Here is a 16,902-nt window from a genome sequence, read left to right on the forward strand (position 1 = left end):
AAAAATCCTCTTGGTTGCTGGTGAAAGCATCCAAGAGGATTTCCTGTTGTAAGGTTGGCGGCGACCGACTCTCCCACCGGTGAAGGCAGTACCATAGGCGCACCGGGGCTTAACGACTCTGTTCGGAATGGGAAGAGGTGAACACCCGGGCTAAAGCCACCATTGCTGGCGGGGAGTGTGCGTGTTCTATTACCCTGCTTGCGCAGGAACACACTCCTCAATAACTCGACATAAGGGGACAAAAACGAAACGTATTGTGCGCGCTCGACGCCATCCTTGCGGATGAAAAGAAGCCCTCGGCCACTTAGTACGGCTCAGCTATTCTATTTCTAGTTTTTCACCTGCCGCCTATCAACGTCGTCATCTCCGACGGGCCTTCCATTGGGAAATCTCATCTCCAGGTGAGTTTCGCACTTAGATGCTTTCAGCGCTTATCTCGTCCCAGCGTAGCTACCCGGCGCTGCACCTGGCGGTACAACCGGCGCACCAGCGGCTGGTCCATCCCGGTCCTCTCGTACTAAGGACAGGTCCTGTCAAATTTCCAACGCCCACCACAGATAGGGACCGAACTGTCTCACGACGTTCTGAACCCAGCTCGCGTGCCACTTTAATCGGCGAACAGCCGAACCCTTGGGACCTTCTCCAGCCCCAGGACGTGACGAGCCGACATCGAGGTGCCAAACCTCCCCGTCGATATGAGCTCTTGGGGGAGATCAGCCTGTTATCCCCGGCGTACCTTTTATCCTTTGAGCGATGGCCCTTCCATGCGGAACCACCGGATCACTATATCCGTCTTTCGACCCTGCTCGGCTAGTCGGCCTCACAGTCAAGCCCACTTATGCTATTGCGCTCTGCGTACGGTTACCAAGCGTACTGAGTGGACCTTTGAAAGCCTCCGATACTCTTTTGGAGGCGACCACCCCAGTCAAACTACCCAGCAGCCACTGTCTCCCGGTATTCCGGGATTAGGCATCAGGCACGGCAAGGGCGGTATTTCAACGTTGGCTCCCCGAGAACTAGCGTCCCCGGCTCAGCGCCTCCCGCCTATGCTACACATGCCGAACCCAACACCAATGGCAACCTATAGTAAAGGTGCACGGGGTCTTTCCGTCCCGTGGCGGGTACTCGGCATCTTCACCGAGACTACAATTTCACCGAGCTCACGGCTGAGACAGCGCCCAGATCGTTACACCATTCGTGCAGGTCGGAACTTACCCGACAAGGAATTTCGCTACCTTAGGACCGTTATAGTTACGGCCGCCGTTTACCGGGGCTTCGATTCAAACCTTCGCCTTGCGACTAAGTTCCCCTCTTAACCTTCCGGCACCGGGCAGGTGTCAGACCTTATACGTCCGCTTGCGCGTTAGCAAAGTCATGTGTTTTTGTTAAACAGTCGCCTGGGCCTTTTCACTGCGGCTTCTCGTCTTGCAACGAGGAAGCGACCCTTCTCCCGAAGTTACAGGTCCATTTTGCCGAGTTCCTGGCCGTGATTCACTCGAGCGCCTCAGGATACTCTCCTTGACTACCTGTGTCGGTTTGCGGTACGGGTAATAATAGCATTAAAACGCTTAGCAGGTTTTCTTGGCAGTCCGATTAGGCACACTATCCGCGTGACCCGAAGGTCGTACGGTACTATCAGCTTTCGGCTAGGTCCGCGTACTTAACTACGGTCCCAATACCTACGGCCTTCAACGGGCACTTCCGTCCGCCCGCGGTGCTTTCACTTCTGCGTCACTGCATCACTTGCTACCATTAGTACAGGAATATTAACCTGCTGTCCATCGAGTGCACCTTTCGGCTTCCCCTTAGGTCCCGACTAACCCAATTCCGATTAGCGTTGAATTGGAAACCTTAGTCTATCGGCGTGCGGGTTTCTCACCCGCATTATCGTTACTCATGCCTACATATGCTTTTCTCCACGCTCCAACATGCCTGACGACACGCCTTCACCGCAAGGAGAATGCTCCCTACCACGTGATGGTCTTGCACATCACATCCAAAGCTTCGGTACTAGATTTGATGCCCGCGTATTATCGACGCCCGCTCGCTCGACCAGTGAGCTGTTACGCACTCTTTAAAGGAATGGCTGCTTCCAAGCCAACCTCCTGGCTGTCAAAGCAAGTGGACCTCCTTTGTTCAACTTAATCTAGATTTAGGGACCTTAGCTGTTGGTCTGGGTTCTTTCCCTCTCGGCCGGGGACCTTAGCACCCCAGGCCTCACTGCCGTGTATAGCCATTGGCATTCGGAGTTCATCAGGATTCGGTAGGCTCTGACACCCCCTAGTCCTATTGGTAGCTCTACCTCCAATGACCTCAACCACGACGCTGTACCTCAATACATTTCGGGAGTACGAGCTATTTCTCAGTTTGATTGGCCTTTCACCCCTACCCTCAAGTCATCCAAATCCTTTTCAACGGAAACTGGTTCGGTCCTCCAGTGCGTGTTACCGCACCTTCAACCTGCTCAAGGGTAGCTCACAAAGTTTCGCGTCTACCCCCCCCGACTGCACGCCCTATTCAGACTCGCTTTCGCTGCGGCTCCGCGCCTTAAAGCGCTTAACCTTGCCGGGGAGGAGTAACTCGTAGGCTCATTATGCAAAAGGCACGCTATCAGGACACTAAATCCCTCTAACTGCTTGTAAGCACACGGTTTCAGGTTCTTTTCACTCCGGTATTCCCGGTTCTTTTCACCTTTCCCTCACGGTACTAGTTCACTATCGGTGTCTCAGGAGTATGTAGCCTTAGCGGATGGTGCCGCTCGATTCAGACGGGGTTTCTCCGGCCCCGCCCTACTCAGGATCCCACTACCGTGAATCAGAATTGTCGCTTACCGGACTCTCACCGTCTATGGTGCCGTTTCCCAACGGCTTCAGCTAACTCGATTCAATCAGATGTCGTGGTCCTACAACCCCGGATTGGCCGTAACCAACCCGGTTTGGGCTCCTCCCCGTTCGCTCGCCACTACTTGGGGAATCATTGTTATTTTCTTTTCCTGCAGGTACTTAGATGTTTCAGTTCCCTGCGTTTGCCGCCGCCAGTCAAGCTGGTCAGCTCTCACATCTTCCATGTGAGGGGTTGCCCCATTCGGAAATCTGAGGATTATCGGGTATGTGCCCCTACCCCAGCTTATCGCAGCTTATCGCGTCCTTCGTCGCCTCTGAGACCCTAGGCATCCCCCGTGTGCTCTTTCTTACTTCTTTTTCGTAAACGCTGCTTCTATTACTAGAAGATGCTTTCCCCATTACTGAGGCAAGCGCGCTACGCTTCGTTTTTGTTACCCCTTACGTCAAAGAACGTGTACTACTCTGGTATTTAGTAGTGTCGAGATTGACCTCCTATTGAAGTCAATCGGTATTACTGAATCCTGAGCTTTTCAGACCGTTTGGCAAAGCCAAGTGGGCCTGCGTGGACTCGAACCACGGACCTCTACATTATCAGTGTAGCGCTCTAACCACCTGAGCTACAAGCCCGTATTCGGATTCAAAATTGTTTGAATGATGGAAAAGACAATAATAAGTTGTAATTGTAAGCGTCTCACGCCACGAACTCACGAGTCGAATTGCTCCAGAAAGGAGGTGATCCAGCCGCACCTTCCGGTACGGCTACCTTGTTACGACTTAGCCCTAGTTACCTGTTCTACCCTAACTGGCTTCGTTGCGGAGCACCAGCTTCAGGTCTACCAAACTTCCATGGCTTGACGGGCGGTGTGTACAAGGCCCGGGAACGTATTCACCGCGTCATTGCTGATACGCGATTACTAGTGATTCCAGCTTCACGGAGTCGAGTTGCAGACTCCGATCCGAACTGAGAACGGCTTTTCGGGATTGGCGCACCATCGCTGGTTGGCAACCCGCTGTACCGTCCATTGTAGCACGTGTGTAGCCCTAGGCGTAAGGGCCATGATGACCTGACGTCGTCCCCGCCTTCCTCACTGCTTGCGCAGGCAGTCTGTCTAGAGTCCCCATCATTACATGCTGGCAACTAAACATAGGGGTTGCGCTCGTTGCGGGACTTAACCCAACACCTCACGGCACGAGCTGACGACGGCCATGCAGCACCTTGCTTTGTGTCCCGAAGGAAAGGCTCATCTCTGAGCCGGTCACGCGCATTCTAGCCTAGGTAAGGTTCCTCGCGTATCATCGAATTAAACCACATGCTCCACCACTTGTGCGGGCCCCCGTCAATTCTTTTGAGTTTCACTCTTGCGAGCGTACTCCCCAGGTGGGATACTTAACGCTTTCGCTAAGCCAGTGACCATCTATCGCCACCAGCGAGTATCCATCGTTTACGGCGTGGACTACCAGGGTATCTAATCCTGTTCGCTCCCCACGCTTTCGTGCCTCAGCGTCAGTTACAGTCTAGGCAGCTGCCTTCGCAATCGGTGTTCTGGATACTATCTATGCATTTCACCGCTACAGTATCCATTCCGCCACCCTCGTCTGTACTCAAGTCCTCCAGTTTCCAGGGCAGTTCCACTGTTGAGCAGTGGGCTTTCACCCCGGACTTAAAGAACCGCCTACGCACCCTTTAAACCCAATAAATCCGGACAACGCTTGCACCCTCCGTATTACCGCGGCTGCTGGCACGGAGTTAGCCGGTGCTTATTCATCAGGTACCGTCAGTAGAGGACGCATCCCCTTTTTTCTTCCCTGATAAAAGCAGTTTACGACTCAGAAAGCCTTCATCCTGCACGCGGCATGGCTGGGTCAGACTCTCGTCCATTGCCCAATATTCCCTACTGCTGCCTCCCGTAGGAGTCGGGCCCGTATCTCAGTGCCCGTGTGGGGGACCAGCCTCTCAGCTCCCCTAGCCATCGTCGCCTTGGTGAGCCGTTACCTCGCCAACTAGCTAATGGCACGCAACCCCATCTGAATCCAATAAATCTTTAACTGTTACTTGATGCCAAGCTGCAGTTTTATGCGGTATTAATCCGCCTTTCGGCGGGCTATCCCCCAGATTCAGGTAGGTTGGTTACGCGTTACGCACCCGTGCGCCACTATCTCTATTGCTAAAGACCGTTCGACTTGCATGTATTAGGCCTGCCGCTAGCGTTCATCCTGAGCCAAGATCAAACTCTCCATTGTAAAATGTTCTACACCAGTTCGAAAACTGGCTGATGTCGAGTGCTAATCCGACTCGTATTAACGAGTTCATGTATTCGTGTTACGCTTGTAATTGCTGCTCCCTGCATCGCTGCAAAAAGCCCTTACTATTTGTCTTTTCCAAACATTCAAAGAACGTGTATCAGCCCAGTTGGCGTGATAGTGTGGCGGTGTGAACTGCCTGTTTTTCTTTCTCTCAATTCCCTTTCCTGCGATTGGGAGTGCAAAGGTAAGAAGAAGTTTTTAACTGACAAGCAAAAGATGAAAAGTTTTTATTTTTCGTTTTCGCTTGCTTTGCGGCGAGTGGCACTCGGTTAGTGCGATTCGGGGTGCAAAGGTAAGAAACTTTTTTGATTTCCAACTTTATTTTTCAACTTTCGTTGTAATAAAAAGACTGGCTTCAAAGCCGTGAATCCGTTCGATTCGTGGCGGGGTGCAAAGGTAAGGGGGTTTTTTCAAGAACCAAGACCGGCGACAAATTTCTTTTTCGCTTGCTTTTCTGCCCGCCTCCGTTCGATTTGGGAGTGCAAAAGTACGCGAGATTCTTGAATAAGCAAGGCGAGGCGCCGAAATAGTTGAGATTATGGCAGCTTTTTGCTGGTTAAAAAGGGATGGCAACAGCTAGTGATTCGTGCAAAAGCGCCTTGTATGTATGCTGACGGTATATTTAGGGGTGAAATGGATTGCCAGCAGATAGGCATATGGGGTTCGGTAGTTTCGCTTTTTATGCGAATCTGGACGGAGTAATCGCTGGCAGGACGGCTGTGGTGTTGACCTGAATACGAGCAGCGCCGGCTGAGATGCTCGTATTCAGATTGGGGAAGCCCCAGCGGAAGGTCGAGCAATGGCTTTTCCCTGCCTTTCTTAACGTACTCCTTGCTACCGCACCACTTCAACCCAGCCGCGAAGCAACTGTTGAATGGAGGCTTGGCGCATTAGGGGGAGTAAGTACCTAGCAGTGACATCATGCCCCATACACTACGGTATTGCCTAGCAATGTAGAAGTGATGTCTTCACGGTTGTAGTCATCGAGGACTTGGTTTCCTGCCAAGCCGGCTGGCGGGAGTTGCTTGTTGAGGCCGTCGCCATCGGGGGGCACGATGCTGGGGATGAGGCGGTAGCTGCTTGATGATATATGCCGACTAGCCGACCGTATACCGCCGGCCAAGCTACGCGCCAGCCCATACAGGCCCTTGGCCTGCACCAATAGCATGGCAGCGGTTGACCCGTTTGACCAGCGGTAGGTGGTTCCGGGAGCGGCCACGGCAGAGATACGCAGCAATAAGGGGCTACATCGCAAATCGTAGCATCGGCCTTCAGGGAGAAGGGGCATTGGCTGCTTCGCATGCCCGGTTCGATGAGATTGACTGGTACAGTTGCCTGGAGCAGGTACCGACGCGCAATAGTTACCCGGCTGGGTAATGGTGATAGCGGGGGAAGTGGCAGCAGTGCTCCATATAGTAAGAGGTAACAAAGGCATTGCCGACGGCAAGATATGAGATGCTACCGGGGCACGGTAACCAATCATTGATACTAACTGCTGTTGGAGGCTACCGTGGGGGGCTACCGCGTAGAGCCACCGGGGAAGGGGGCAGCGACAGGATAGTGCTGTGCGTAACCGAAAGTGTGGCGGTAGTGGGCTCCGTATTCCGATGGAAGGCGGGGGCGGGGGCCGCAGCGGCCCGAAGTTGGGCTGGGTTGCTTCCCACCAGGCATACCTGTGCGGGTCGGGTATTCTGCAGTGAAGGGGGTATTACGGTGACCTGAGCGGATGCTAAGCATCCTATACTATGATGAGCCGCTAGCCAGGCCCCCCCTTTGCCTGGGAACGCGGCCTTAGTGACACTACTCTATAGTAGTAGCGATGGGAGCAAGAACTGTAAACTGCACGGAGGACCCATCACATCCTATTAGTGTATTCCTGAATGCGCGGGACCGACTGGAGAGCGGTAATACGATAGAGGTGGCTGAAGCACTTTTTTCACCGATGAAGTTGGCCGGGGTTCTACCAAAGATGCAGGCTATGTAAACATTGCTGCTTTGCATGGCCATTGCACCGCCATCAAGTCCAAACCTGCTATCCCGCTTGCTAATACCAAGGATGCGGTAGTGCTTGGGCCCGTAGGCTACCGGCACTGGACAGAACCCGCGGGTTGACAGGCGTGAGGTGACGAAGGCTGGGATTTCCGACTTTCAAAGCGAGAATTATAGTTCCGCTCTTCACTTCGTGATAAGCATCGTTTCTGTTGCGGGAACGCCGGCATTTTCAATCATTGCTGAGCAGGCCCCAGAACCGGTCAGCCTGTGCTGTACTGGGTTCCGTTTAAGACATAAACAAAAAACCCCTTCACAAGCTGTGAAGGGGTTTTTCTGTGGCAACAGTTGGAATCGAACCAACGACACCAGCATTTTCAGTGCTGTGCTCTACCAACTGAGCTATGTTGCCGTCTCCCCGCAGCGTCTTTAGGTTGCTTATGGGACCGCAAAGGTACGAATGCAATGCAATGACGCAAGAACCTGAGCAAAAAAAGTGTGAATAAGTGTACAGTTTTTGAAAAGTAGTAGGCATGCCGAGTATATTGCGTCCCCAAACGTTTCCACTTGCTTACCTTTACTGCATGTTGCAATCCATCCTCTTTCTACTGCTCCTGGTAGCGGCTTTTGGCTTTTTCGCGTGGCAGGTCCGGAAAATACGGGCCAACATTCTGGTTGGGCGCGAGCGCGACGTGAGTGGCAACGCGGCTGAGCGGTTTCAGAAAACCATACTGGTGGCCTTTGGTCAGCAGAAAATGTTTAAGCGCATGACGCCGGCTTTGCTGCACCTGGTGGTGTACGTGGGCTTTCTGGTCATCAATATTGAGGTGATTGAGATTGTCATTGATGGCCTATTTGGCAACATTTTCGGCTTTCATCGGGCACTGAAATTCCTCGGACCGGTGTATGATTTGCTGATGGCGACCAATGAAATCCTGGCGGCGCTGGTGATTGTGGCCGTGGCCGCATTCTGGTGGCGCCGCAATAGCAACCCGCCCCTCAAGCGCTTCACGGGGCCGGAGCTGCGGCTGTGGCCTAAGATGGACGCCAATATCATCCTGTATGTTGAGGTGGCGCTGATGCTGGCCCTGTTCTTTATGAACACCGCCGACCTGAAGCTGCACGCCATGCGCGGCGAAGACCTGCCCGGCACTTTCCCCGTGAGCAACCTGCTGGTGGGCCTGCTGCCCACCAACGAAGGCACGCTGCACGTACTGGAGCGCCTGGGCTGGTGGATTCACATCACCGGCATCCTGCTGTTCCTCAACTACCTACCCAGTTCCAAGCACTTCCACATCATCCTGGCATTTCCGAACGTGTGGTACTCGCGGCTGGTGCCGCAGGGGCAATTTTCGAACGTGGAGAGCATCACCAACGAGGTGAAGGCCATGATGGACCCTAGCTTTGTGGTGCCGCCCGCTCCTACCGCGCCCGATGGCTCGCCGCTGCCGCCCGCGCCCTTCGGTGCCAAAGACGTGGAAGACCTGCCCTGGACGAACCTGCTGAACGCCTACTCCTGCACCGAGTGCGGCCGCTGCACTTCGGTATGCCCCGCCAACCTGACGGGGAAGCTGCTCTCGCCGCGTAAAATCATTATGGACACGCGCGACCGGATGGAGGAAAAGTATAACTCGCCCCTCATCTTCCGCCCCAACGTGTACGGGGCCGAAGCCAAGCACGAGCCCGTGACCGACCTGATGGAAGCCACCCTGCTGCGCGGCAAGGTGACACCGGAGGAGCTCTGGGCCTGTACTACCTGCAACGCCTGCGTGGAAAGCTGCCCCGTGAACATCAACCCGCTCGACAGCATTATTGAAATGCGCCGCTTCCTGGTGCTGGAGGAATCGGCCGCACCTAACTCGCTGAACGTGATGTTCTCTAATATTGAGAACAACGGTGCGCCGTGGGCTTTCTCGCCTTCGGACCGGTTTAACTGGGCCGATGATTTGTTTGCGGCGGAGAAGGCAGGCGCTACTGCGGTAGCTTAGATTACTCAAAAGGCGGTCATGCTGAGCGAAGCCGAAGCATCTCGCGTGCCACTACTAATCCTATTGTTGTTACGTCATTGGTTACCACTGCACGCGAGATGCTTCGGCTTCGCTCAGCATGACGTTCTTCTTCAAGCATTCCCTACTATGACTCCTGAAGCACCAATCAAAAAGCAAATCAATGTTCCCGTTATGGCCGATTTGGCGGCCCGCAATGAGTCGCCCGAAATCCTGTTCTGGGTGGGCTGCGCCGGCGCGTTTGATGACCGGTACAAGCGTGTGACCCGCGCCTTCGTGCGCATTCTGGAGCATGTGGGCACCAAGTACGCCGTGCTGGGCCTGGAAGAAAGCTGCACCGGCGACCCCGCCAAGCGGGCCGGCAATGAATTCCTGTTTCAGATGCAGGCTATGCAGAACATCACGACGCTGAACGGCTACGGCATTAAGAAAATCGTGACGGCCTGCCCGCATTGCTTCAACACCATTAAGAACGAGTACCCGGCGCTGGGCGGCGACTACGAGGTTATTCATCATAGCACCTACCTGCAGCAGCTCATCAACGAAGGCAAGGTGGGCGTGACCGGGGGTGAGAGCTTCAAGGGCCGCCGCATTACTTTCCACGACAGCTGCTACCTGGGCCGAGCCAACAACATTTACGAAGCCCCGCGCGACGTGCTGGCCGCCCTCGACGCCGACTTGGTGGAGATGAAGCGCAGCCGCGCCAACGGCCTGTGCTGCGGCGCGGGCGGCGCCCAGATGTGGAAAGAAGCTGAGCCCGGCAAAAAGGAAATCAACATCGAGCGCACCGAGGAAGCCCTGGCCACCCTCAGCGGCAAGGCCGAGGCACTGGCCAACCTCGGCGGCGTGGAAACCGAAACCAGCGCCCCCGGCCCGCATGATTTGCAGGGTAGCATCATTGCCGTATCGTGCCCCTTCTGCATGACCATGATGAGCGACGGCGTGAAGAACAAGGAGCAGGAAAGCAAGGTGCAGGTGTTCGACCTAGCCGAGCTGGTAGCTTCGGCTGAAGGCATCAACGCCTAAATTTTACGGGTGCACATTCGGTTTCGGGGGTAAGCGAGGGCAAGAAAATACGCTTGCCTTCGTTTACCCCCATACCTTTGAAAGACTGGGCTGCCCACCTTCGGGGAGCAGCCTGGTCATGCTCACTGCCTTAAAACCGACCTTCTATGTATGTTGCGTTCGACCAGCTTCCGCCCGAAGCCCGGGTATGGATTTACCAGGCCAGCCGCCCGCTCAGCGGGACGGAGATTGTGGGCATGATGCCTGGCCTAGCCCGTTTCGCCGAAGAATGGACCAGCCACGGCCGCACCCTGCTGGCCTCGGGCGAATTCCTGCACCAGCAGTTTCTGGTGATTGGGCTGGATGAAGGCGTGGCCGGCGCAAGCGGCTGTTCCATCGACGCTTCGGTGCGCTTTGTGGCCCAGCTTGAGCAGTACCTGGGCGTGGAGCTGCTGGAAAAATCCCGGATGGCTTTTTTGCAGGCCGGCACGGTGCAGCTGCTGAAGCGCGGGGAATTGAAGGAGGCCGTGGCGGCTGGGACAGTAGGGCCGGACACGTTTTATTTTGATAATACGCTAGGGACTAAGGGTGAATTGGATACCCACTGGCCCCGTCCAGCCAGCGAAACCTGGCTGGCCCGCTACTTTGGGCAGGAAGAAAAAAACGGACTGCTTACGTGAATCCTTTTCAAACGTAGTATTATTGCTAACCCAAAAATATCTAATCGGGAATATTCCTGATTCCTCCCTCCCCTCACCCTCCCCACACCACCACCCCACTTCACCTATGAGGAAACTATTATTCGTCTGCACCGCGGCTGGCTCCGTCGCGCTTTTGAGCGGCTGTGCCACTACCGGTGGTATGAGCAAGGGTGACAAGCAGTTCGCCCGCGGCCAGTATGAACTGGCTATTCCCTTGTATAAGGCCGATGTGGCCAAAGGTAAGGGTGCCGCCATTTCCAACTTCCGCATCGGCGAGGCTTATCGCCTCTCGAACCGGGTTGAGGAAAGCGAGCCTTTCTACAAAGCTGCTATCGATGGCGGAGTAAAGAACGCCGACGCTGGCTTCCGCTACGCTGAAGCGCTGAAAGCTAACGGCAAATACGACGAGGCCGCGGCGCAGTTTGCGAGCTACGGCAGCAACGGCGGCAACCGCACCCTGGCCGCCCGCGCCGAAACGGAAAGCAAGAACGCCGCCGCCAGCAAGGCCGTGGCCGCTATTAAAAACAAGTATGAGGTGATGCCCGTGGACGCGCTGAACTCGGCCGGCTCCGACTTTGGCGGCACGATGATGGCCGGTACCGGCGACTTCGTGTTTGCTTCCGGCCGCGATGGCAAGAAATACCTCGGTAACGGTGAGAACTTTAACGACCTCTATGCCATCAAGTTTGATAACGCGGCGGCCATGACCGGCGGCACGGTGCGCAAGCTCGAAGGTCCTTTCAACACCGAGAACAAGCACGAAGCCAGCGCCACCTACACCCCAGATGGCAAGACGATGGTGTTTGCCCGCTCGAACGACGGTAGCAAGAAAGGCTACCTGAGCGTTGACCTGTGGATTTCCTACCTCAAGGCCGGGGCCTGGAGCGAGCCGGTGCTGGCCAACATCAACGACCGGACGGCCGATGACTTTGCCCCGGCTTTCGGGCCGGACGGTACCACGCTGTACTTCGCCTCGGGCCGCAAGGGCGGGCAGGGCGGCAACGACCTCTACAAAGCCACCCTGGGCCCGAACGGCCGCTTCTCGCCGGCGGAGAACCTTGGCGAAACCATTAACACGGCCGGCAACGACAACTTCCCCGGCGTGGCCCCGGATGGTACGCTGTACTTCGCTTCGGACGGACGCCCCGGCCTGGGCAAGCTCGACCTCTTTATGGTGAAAAACGGCCAGCCCGTGAACCTGGGGGCCGATGTGAACAGCACCGCCGATGATTTCGCCCCGGTACCAATGGCCGGCGACATGGGCCTGTTCAGCTCGAACCGCGCCGGTGGCAAGGGTTCGGATGACGAGTACATGTTCAAGAAGAAGGCCCTCAAGCTGGTGACCTTCTACGCCGACGGTACCGTGCTGGAGCGCGACGACAAAGCCAAAACCACGCTGCCCCTGGCCGGTGCTACTGTGACGGTGACCAGCTCCAACGGCCAGCGCCTGAGCGCCGTGAGCGGCCCGGACGGCAAATTCAACCTGAAGCTGGACTCCGTGACCAGCTACAACATGCTGGCTGAGCGCGCCGGCGACTTCTCGGCCCGCACGGCCCTGAGCACCGTGGGCCGCAAGCCCAGCCAGGATGCCCTGCCCAACCTGACCAACGACATTCAGCTACCGGTGACCCTGACGCTGAACAAAATCGTTCTGGCCAAGGCTATTGAAGTCAAAGATATTCTCTACGACTACAACAAGTACGACATCCGGCCGGATGCTGCCATCCGCCTCGATACGCTGGTGCAGACCTTGATGGATAACCCCAAAATTTCCATCGAGTTGAGCTCGCACACCGACCAGCGCGGCAAGGACGCTTATAACATGAAGCTTTCGCAGCAGCGCGCCCAGGCCGCCGTTGACTACATCGTGAGCAAGGGCATCGATAAGGCCCGCATCACGGCCAAGGGCTACGGCGAAACCCGCCCCCTTGTGCTGAAGCCGACGACGGAAGAAGAGTACCAGCGCAACCGCCGCACCGAGTTCAAAGTGACTCGGATAGCGAAGTAGCCTGAGTAGTTAATTTTGATTTGAGAAGCCCTCGTAGCCAACGCTGCGGGGGCTTTTTGCTGCGCCACGAAATGGGTAGGGCGCGGGGCTAGCTCCCGCACCCTACAATACCCACCGCCTTACCGAAACGTGGCACAGGTTTTGGAAATAGATGAGCAGCGGCCGGAGTTTCCGGCCGAAACCTTCTCCTTTACTGCAATGAAAAAGGCGCTACTTCTGGCACTGGCGAGCTTATTTGCCGCCGTATCTCCCGCGCTGGCTTACCCGCCCGTACCGGCAAATGTCAACTTTTCGTCGGAGCGCGGGGTACCGTTTGGGTTGGTGCTTGATGGGCGGCCCCTCACGCGGGGCCTGGCCCGGCAGGTGCACGTCGACCAACTGATGCCCGGCCAGCACTGGGCCGATTTCAGCGTGCCCACGGCGTATGGCGGGGCCGTGCGCTTCCGCAGCCGCGTGTGGCTGGAGCCCGGCCTCGAAACCACATTTGTGCTGGTGACGCGGCCGGGCCGGCCGCTATATCTGCAGCAGGTAAATGCCGTAGCGCTATACGCGCCCGGCTATGGCGGCAACGGCTACTACAGTGGCGGTGGTGGGCACTACAACAGCCCCGCGCCCTACGGCCAGGGCTACGGCAGCAACGAACCGTACGACGACTACAACGATGGCGACAGCTACAGCTACAACACTACTCCGGCCCCCAACGGCGGCTACGGCAATAATCCCAACGCGCCCAGCAACGGCGGCTACAACACTACTCCGGCCCCCAACGGCGGCTACGGCAATAATCCCAACTTGCCTAACAACGGCGGCTACAACAACGGCCCCACGCCCGGCAACTACCCCGGCACTGCTACGAGCAGCTACCGCAGCCTGGCCCCGCAGGACGTGGATGCCTTGGTGAAAAACGTGCAGGGGCGCATTGCCGAAGCCAGCAAGCTGAGCGCGGCCAAAGAAGGCCTGGCCCAGCGCAGCCTGCGGAGCGATGACCTGAGCCGCCTGCTGCGCAGCATCAACGCCGAGGCCTGCCGCATAGATTTAGCCACGTTTGCCTACACGCACATCAGCGACCCCCAGAATTTCAACCGCGTATATGATGCCTTTGAAACGGAAAGCGGTGCCAAGGCGGTAGAGCAGGCCGTGAATAATACTTCGCAACGCTAGGAGCCGTTTCCAACGGCGCGGGCTGTCTGCAGTTACACACAAAAGGGCCGCTGTCATCACGACAGCGGCCCTTTTTCATTCCGATTTTCCGCGTACCGAGCGGCACAGCTGCTTAGCGCAGGCGGTCGGCGCTGCGCACCAGCTGCTCGTCGCGGCGAATGAAGCGGTTGGCCAGCAGGTTGAGCAGCAGGGCCAGCGTGGGCAGGTAGAAAGCGAGCAGCACCTGGCCTTCGAGCTTGATGTTGAGTAGCTGCTCGCCCTTGGTCTGGAAGTAGAACTCGGCGCCGAGGGTGGCGGTGATGAGCAGCAGGTTGATGGAGCCCAGCATGAGCTGGCGCATGCGGGTGCGGAACTGGAAAATCTCATAGAACGCCAGCGCGGCCGAGGCAGCAGCCAGGGTGCCAATAAGCCAGACCGGGCCGATACCGGCTGGTACGGTAAGGCCATGGGCATCGAACCCAAAGGCCGTGAGGGTTAATTCCTGATGAGTGAGGCCGTCGACTTTGTGCCACAGGGGCAGCGCCAGCAGGCTGAGCATGGCCAGGGCCAGCAAGAGCAAAAACACGCTTTGGATTCTTTGTATCATCTTTGTTGTAGTGTTGAACAGGTCCGAACCAGTGCCCGGGCCGCAAATTTAATTCCATTCGGCGCTTGCGCCGCCATTATTACCTTACGAATGCCAACTGCTTATATCGTGGACGCGGTGCGTACCCCGATTGGAAAATTTGGGGGTGCGCTCAGCAGCGTTCGCCCCGACGACCTGGCCGCCCATGTGCTCCGCGAGCTCATGCGCCGCAACCCAACCGTTGATAAGGCCGCCATTGAGGACGTCATCATCGGCGCCGCCAACCAAGCCGGGGAGGACAACCGCAACGTGGCCCGCATGGCCGCGCTGCTGGCCGGCCTGCCCGTTACGGTGCCCGGCAATACCGTGAACCGCCTGTGCGCCTCGGGCCTGCAGAGCATTATGGACGCGGCCCGCGCCATTAAGTGCGGCGAGGGCGACGTGTACTTGGCCGGCGGGGCTGAGAGCATGACCCGCGCCCCGTTTGTGATGGCCAAGTCGGAATCGGCGTTCGGACGCGAGCTCACGGCCCACGACACCACGTTGGGCTGGCGCTTCATCAACCCCCGCCTCACGCAGCTGCACTACCCCTTTGCCATGGGCCAGACGGCCGAGAACGTGGCCAAGCAGTACAACGTGACCCGCGAGGAGCAGGATTTCTTCGCCTTCGAGAGCCAGCGCAAGTACGCCCGCGCCCTGGAGAAAGGCCGGTTCCGCAAGGAGATTGTGCCGGTGTTTATTCCGCGTCCGAAGGGCGATACGGCTCTTTTTGATGCCGATGAGCAGCCGCGCTTCTCGCCCCTCGAAAAGCTGGCCACCCTCAAGCCCGCCTTCCAGCCCGAGGGCGGCACCGTGACGGCCGGCAATTCGGCCGGCATCAACGACGGCGCGGCGGCCGTGCTCATGGTGAGCGACGACGCGCTGAAAAAATATAACCTGAAGCCCCTGGCGCGGGTGGTAGCCTCGGCCGTGGCCGGCGTAGACCCTTCGGTGATGGGCCTCGGGCCGATTCCGGCGACCCAGAAGGTATTGCAGCGCGCCGGCCTCACGCTGGCCGACATCGACCTGATTGAGCTCAACGAAGCCTTTGCCGCCCAGAGCATTGCCTGCGTGCGCGAATTGGGCATGGACATGGCCAAGGTGAACGTGAATGGCGGCAGCATTGCCATGGGCCACCCGCTGGGCAGCTCGGGCGCACGCATCACGGCCACGCTGCTGCACGAAATGCACCGCCGCGGCGAAGGCATGCGCTACGGCCTGGCCGTGATGTGCGTGGGCGTAGGCCAGGGCGCCGCCGTGATTTACGAGAAGCTGTAACGCTGTAGAAACCCTTATAGGGGCGGGGCTTGTCCCCGCCCGTTATTGCACGACCGTTTTTAGAACGGCGTACACGGCGGGCGGGGACAAGCTCCGCCCCTACCCTTTTGCGCAGCCGTACTTTTACGCATCATGCGCTATTTCCTGCACCTTGCCTACGACGGCACTTCCTACTGCGGCTGGCAGATTCAGCCCGGCATGCCCACCGTGCAGGCCGAAATTGACCGCTGCCTGACCCAGATACTGCGCCGGCCCACTTACTGCCTGGGCAGCGGCCGCACCGATTCGGGCGTGCACGCCAGCCACCAAGTAGCGCACTTCGATGCCGACCTGCACGAAACCCTGCCGCTCGATGTGCTGCTCTACCGCCTGCGCCGGGCCCTGCCGCCCGACATCGGCGTGCTACGCCTGCACCCCGTACCGGCCAATGCGCACGCCCGCTTCTCGGCGGAGGAGCGCAACTACGAGTACTTCGTGGTGACCCAGCCCAACCCCTTCCGGCGCGACCAGGCCCTGTACGTGGACCGCCCGCTAGACATTGCCGCCATGAATGAGGCCGCCGGCTATATGGTGGGGCAGTTCGATTTCACGTCCTTTTCGAAAGTGAAGGGCGGCGAAAACCACTACGTGTGCTACTGCACGGCCGCCGGCTGGCACCCGGCACCCGGCGGCTGGGTGTTCCGCATTCGGGCCAACCGCTTTGTGCGGGGCATGGTGCGGCTGGTGGTGGGCACCCTGCTCGACGTGGGCCGGGGCAAGCTCACGCCGCGCCAGTTTCAGGAGCTGCTGTGGGCGCAGAAGCGGGTAGATGCCGGCAGCGCCGCGCCAGCCAAAGGACTTTTCCTGAGCCGGGTGGAGTATGAGGACGGTGTGGTGCCGGCGGCGGAAATCAGCGCGTAGCCGTAGCCAGGGCCGGGGGTACTTGCGGTCCAGCACTTTGAGGTAGCGCATGGCGGCTTCAGAGAAGCGCGGCAGCGGGGTTTTATCCTTCTTCGCCGCTTTC

Annotated in this window: 9 protein-coding genes, 2 tRNA genes and 3 rRNA genes; 7 read left to right on the forward strand and 7 right to left on the reverse strand. The window is 57.5% G+C overall.

Going from position 1 to position 16,902, the window contains the following annotated elements; all coding sequences use genetic code 11:
- Positions 1-52: 52 nt before the first annotated feature.
- The 6 genes from rrf to KQ659_RS00030 all read right to left on the reverse strand — a co-directional run bounded on the left by rrf (position 53) and on the right by KQ659_RS00030 (position 7,548).
- Positions 53-164: ribosomal RNA gene (gene rrf / locus KQ659_RS00005) — 5S ribosomal RNA — on the reverse strand.
- 120 nt (positions 165-284) lie between these two features.
- Positions 285-3,200: ribosomal RNA gene (locus KQ659_RS00010) — 23S ribosomal RNA — on the reverse strand.
- Positions 3,201-3,396: 196 nt separating this feature from the next.
- Positions 3,397-3,470, reverse strand: a tRNA-Ile gene (locus KQ659_RS00015).
- A 98-nt stretch (positions 3,471-3,568) separates the two neighbouring features.
- Positions 3,569-5,084: ribosomal RNA gene (locus KQ659_RS00020) — 16S ribosomal RNA — on the reverse strand.
- The 16S, 23S and 5S rRNA genes sit together here with 1 tRNA gene alongside, the layout of an rRNA operon.
- A 982-nt stretch (positions 5,085-6,066) precedes the next feature.
- Positions 6,067-6,366, reverse strand: a complete 300-nt coding sequence (locus KQ659_RS00025; RefSeq protein WP_216690482.1) for a hypothetical protein — start codon at positions 6,364-6,366, stop codon at positions 6,067-6,069.
- 1,109 nt (positions 6,367-7,475) lie between these two features.
- Positions 7,476-7,548, reverse strand: a tRNA-Phe gene (locus KQ659_RS00030).
- A gap of 172 nt (positions 7,549-7,720) precedes the next feature.
- Here KQ659_RS00030 and KQ659_RS00035 point away from each other — a divergent pair.
- From KQ659_RS00035 to KQ659_RS00055, 5 genes are all read left to right on the forward strand, one after another.
- Complete coding sequence (locus tag KQ659_RS00035) at positions 7,721-9,124, forward strand: (Fe-S)-binding protein (protein WP_216679378.1); 1,404 nt, start codon at positions 7,721-7,723, stop codon at positions 9,122-9,124.
- A gap of 192 nt (positions 9,125-9,316) precedes the next feature.
- Positions 9,317-10,168, forward strand: a complete 852-nt coding sequence (locus KQ659_RS00040) for a (Fe-S)-binding protein (protein WP_216690803.1) — start codon at positions 9,317-9,319, stop codon at positions 10,166-10,168.
- Positions 10,169-10,314: 146 nt separating this feature from the next.
- The gene (locus KQ659_RS00045) at positions 10,315-10,827 is read left to right on the forward strand and encodes a hypothetical protein (protein WP_216679377.1); all 513 of its coding nucleotides are present in this window, start codon (positions 10,315-10,317) and stop codon (positions 10,825-10,827) included.
- Positions 10,828-10,933: 106 nt separating this feature from the next.
- The gene (locus KQ659_RS00050) at positions 10,934-12,856 is read left to right on the forward strand and encodes an OmpA family protein (RefSeq protein WP_216690481.1); all 1,923 of its coding nucleotides are present in this window, start codon (positions 10,934-10,936) and stop codon (positions 12,854-12,856) included.
- A 198-nt stretch (positions 12,857-13,054) separates the two neighbouring features.
- Positions 13,055-14,017, forward strand: a complete 963-nt coding sequence (locus tag KQ659_RS00055; protein WP_216690480.1) for a DUF4476 domain-containing protein — start codon at positions 13,055-13,057, stop codon at positions 14,015-14,017.
- Between the two features lie 112 nt (positions 14,018-14,129).
- Here KQ659_RS00055 and KQ659_RS00060 read toward each other — a convergent pair whose 3' ends face one another.
- Positions 14,130-14,603 (reverse strand): DUF4293 family protein, encoded by a 474-nt coding sequence (locus KQ659_RS00060; protein WP_216690479.1) that lies wholly within the window; start codon positions 14,601-14,603, stop codon positions 14,130-14,132.
- Between the two features lie 90 nt (positions 14,604-14,693).
- On the opposite strand from KQ659_RS00060, the gene KQ659_RS00065 reads away from it, so the two are divergent.
- Both KQ659_RS00065 and truA read left to right on the forward strand, forming a co-directional pair.
- Positions 14,694-15,899: a thiolase family protein gene (locus KQ659_RS00065; protein WP_216679373.1), complete on the forward strand. Its 1,206-nt coding sequence runs from the start codon at positions 14,694-14,696 to the stop codon at positions 15,897-15,899.
- Positions 15,900-16,031: 132 nt separating this feature from the next.
- Positions 16,032-16,799: a tRNA pseudouridine(38-40) synthase TruA gene (truA, locus tag KQ659_RS00070; RefSeq protein WP_216690478.1), complete on the forward strand. Its 768-nt coding sequence runs from the start codon at positions 16,032-16,034 to the stop codon at positions 16,797-16,799.
- Positions 16,800-16,902: the final 103 nt, after the last annotated feature.

Origin of the sequence: Hymenobacter siberiensis, assembly GCF_018967865.2 — a bacterium.
Classification (GTDB): Bacteria; Bacteroidota; Bacteroidia; order Cytophagales; family Hymenobacteraceae; genus Hymenobacter; species Hymenobacter siberiensis.

Bases quoted from the DNA above. Each gene is read 5' to 3' on its own strand.
- KQ659_RS00035 (WP_216679378.1), top strand. From the start codon at position 7,721: ATGTTGCAATCCATCCTCTTTCTACTGCTCCTGGTAGCGGCTTTTGGC.
- KQ659_RS00040 (WP_216690803.1), top strand. From the start codon at position 9,317: ATGGCCGATTTGGCGGCCCGCAATGAGTCGCCCGAAATCCTGTTCTGG.
- KQ659_RS00045 (WP_216679377.1), top strand. From the start codon at position 10,315: ATGTATGTTGCGTTCGACCAGCTTCCGCCCGAAGCCCGGGTATGGATT.
- KQ659_RS00050 (WP_216690481.1), top strand. From the start codon at position 10,934: ATGAGGAAACTATTATTCGTCTGCACCGCGGCTGGCTCCGTCGCGCTT.
- KQ659_RS00055 (WP_216690480.1), top strand. From the start codon at position 13,055: ATGAAAAAGGCGCTACTTCTGGCACTGGCGAGCTTATTTGCCGCCGTA.
- KQ659_RS00060 (WP_216690479.1), bottom strand. From the start codon at position 14,603: ATGATACAAAGAATCCAAAGCGTGTTTTTGCTCTTGCTGGCCCTGGCC.
- KQ659_RS00065 (WP_216679373.1), top strand. From the start codon at position 14,694: ATGCCAACTGCTTATATCGTGGACGCGGTGCGTACCCCGATTGGAAAA.
- truA (WP_216690478.1), top strand. From the start codon at position 16,032: ATGCGCTATTTCCTGCACCTTGCCTACGACGGCACTTCCTACTGCGGC.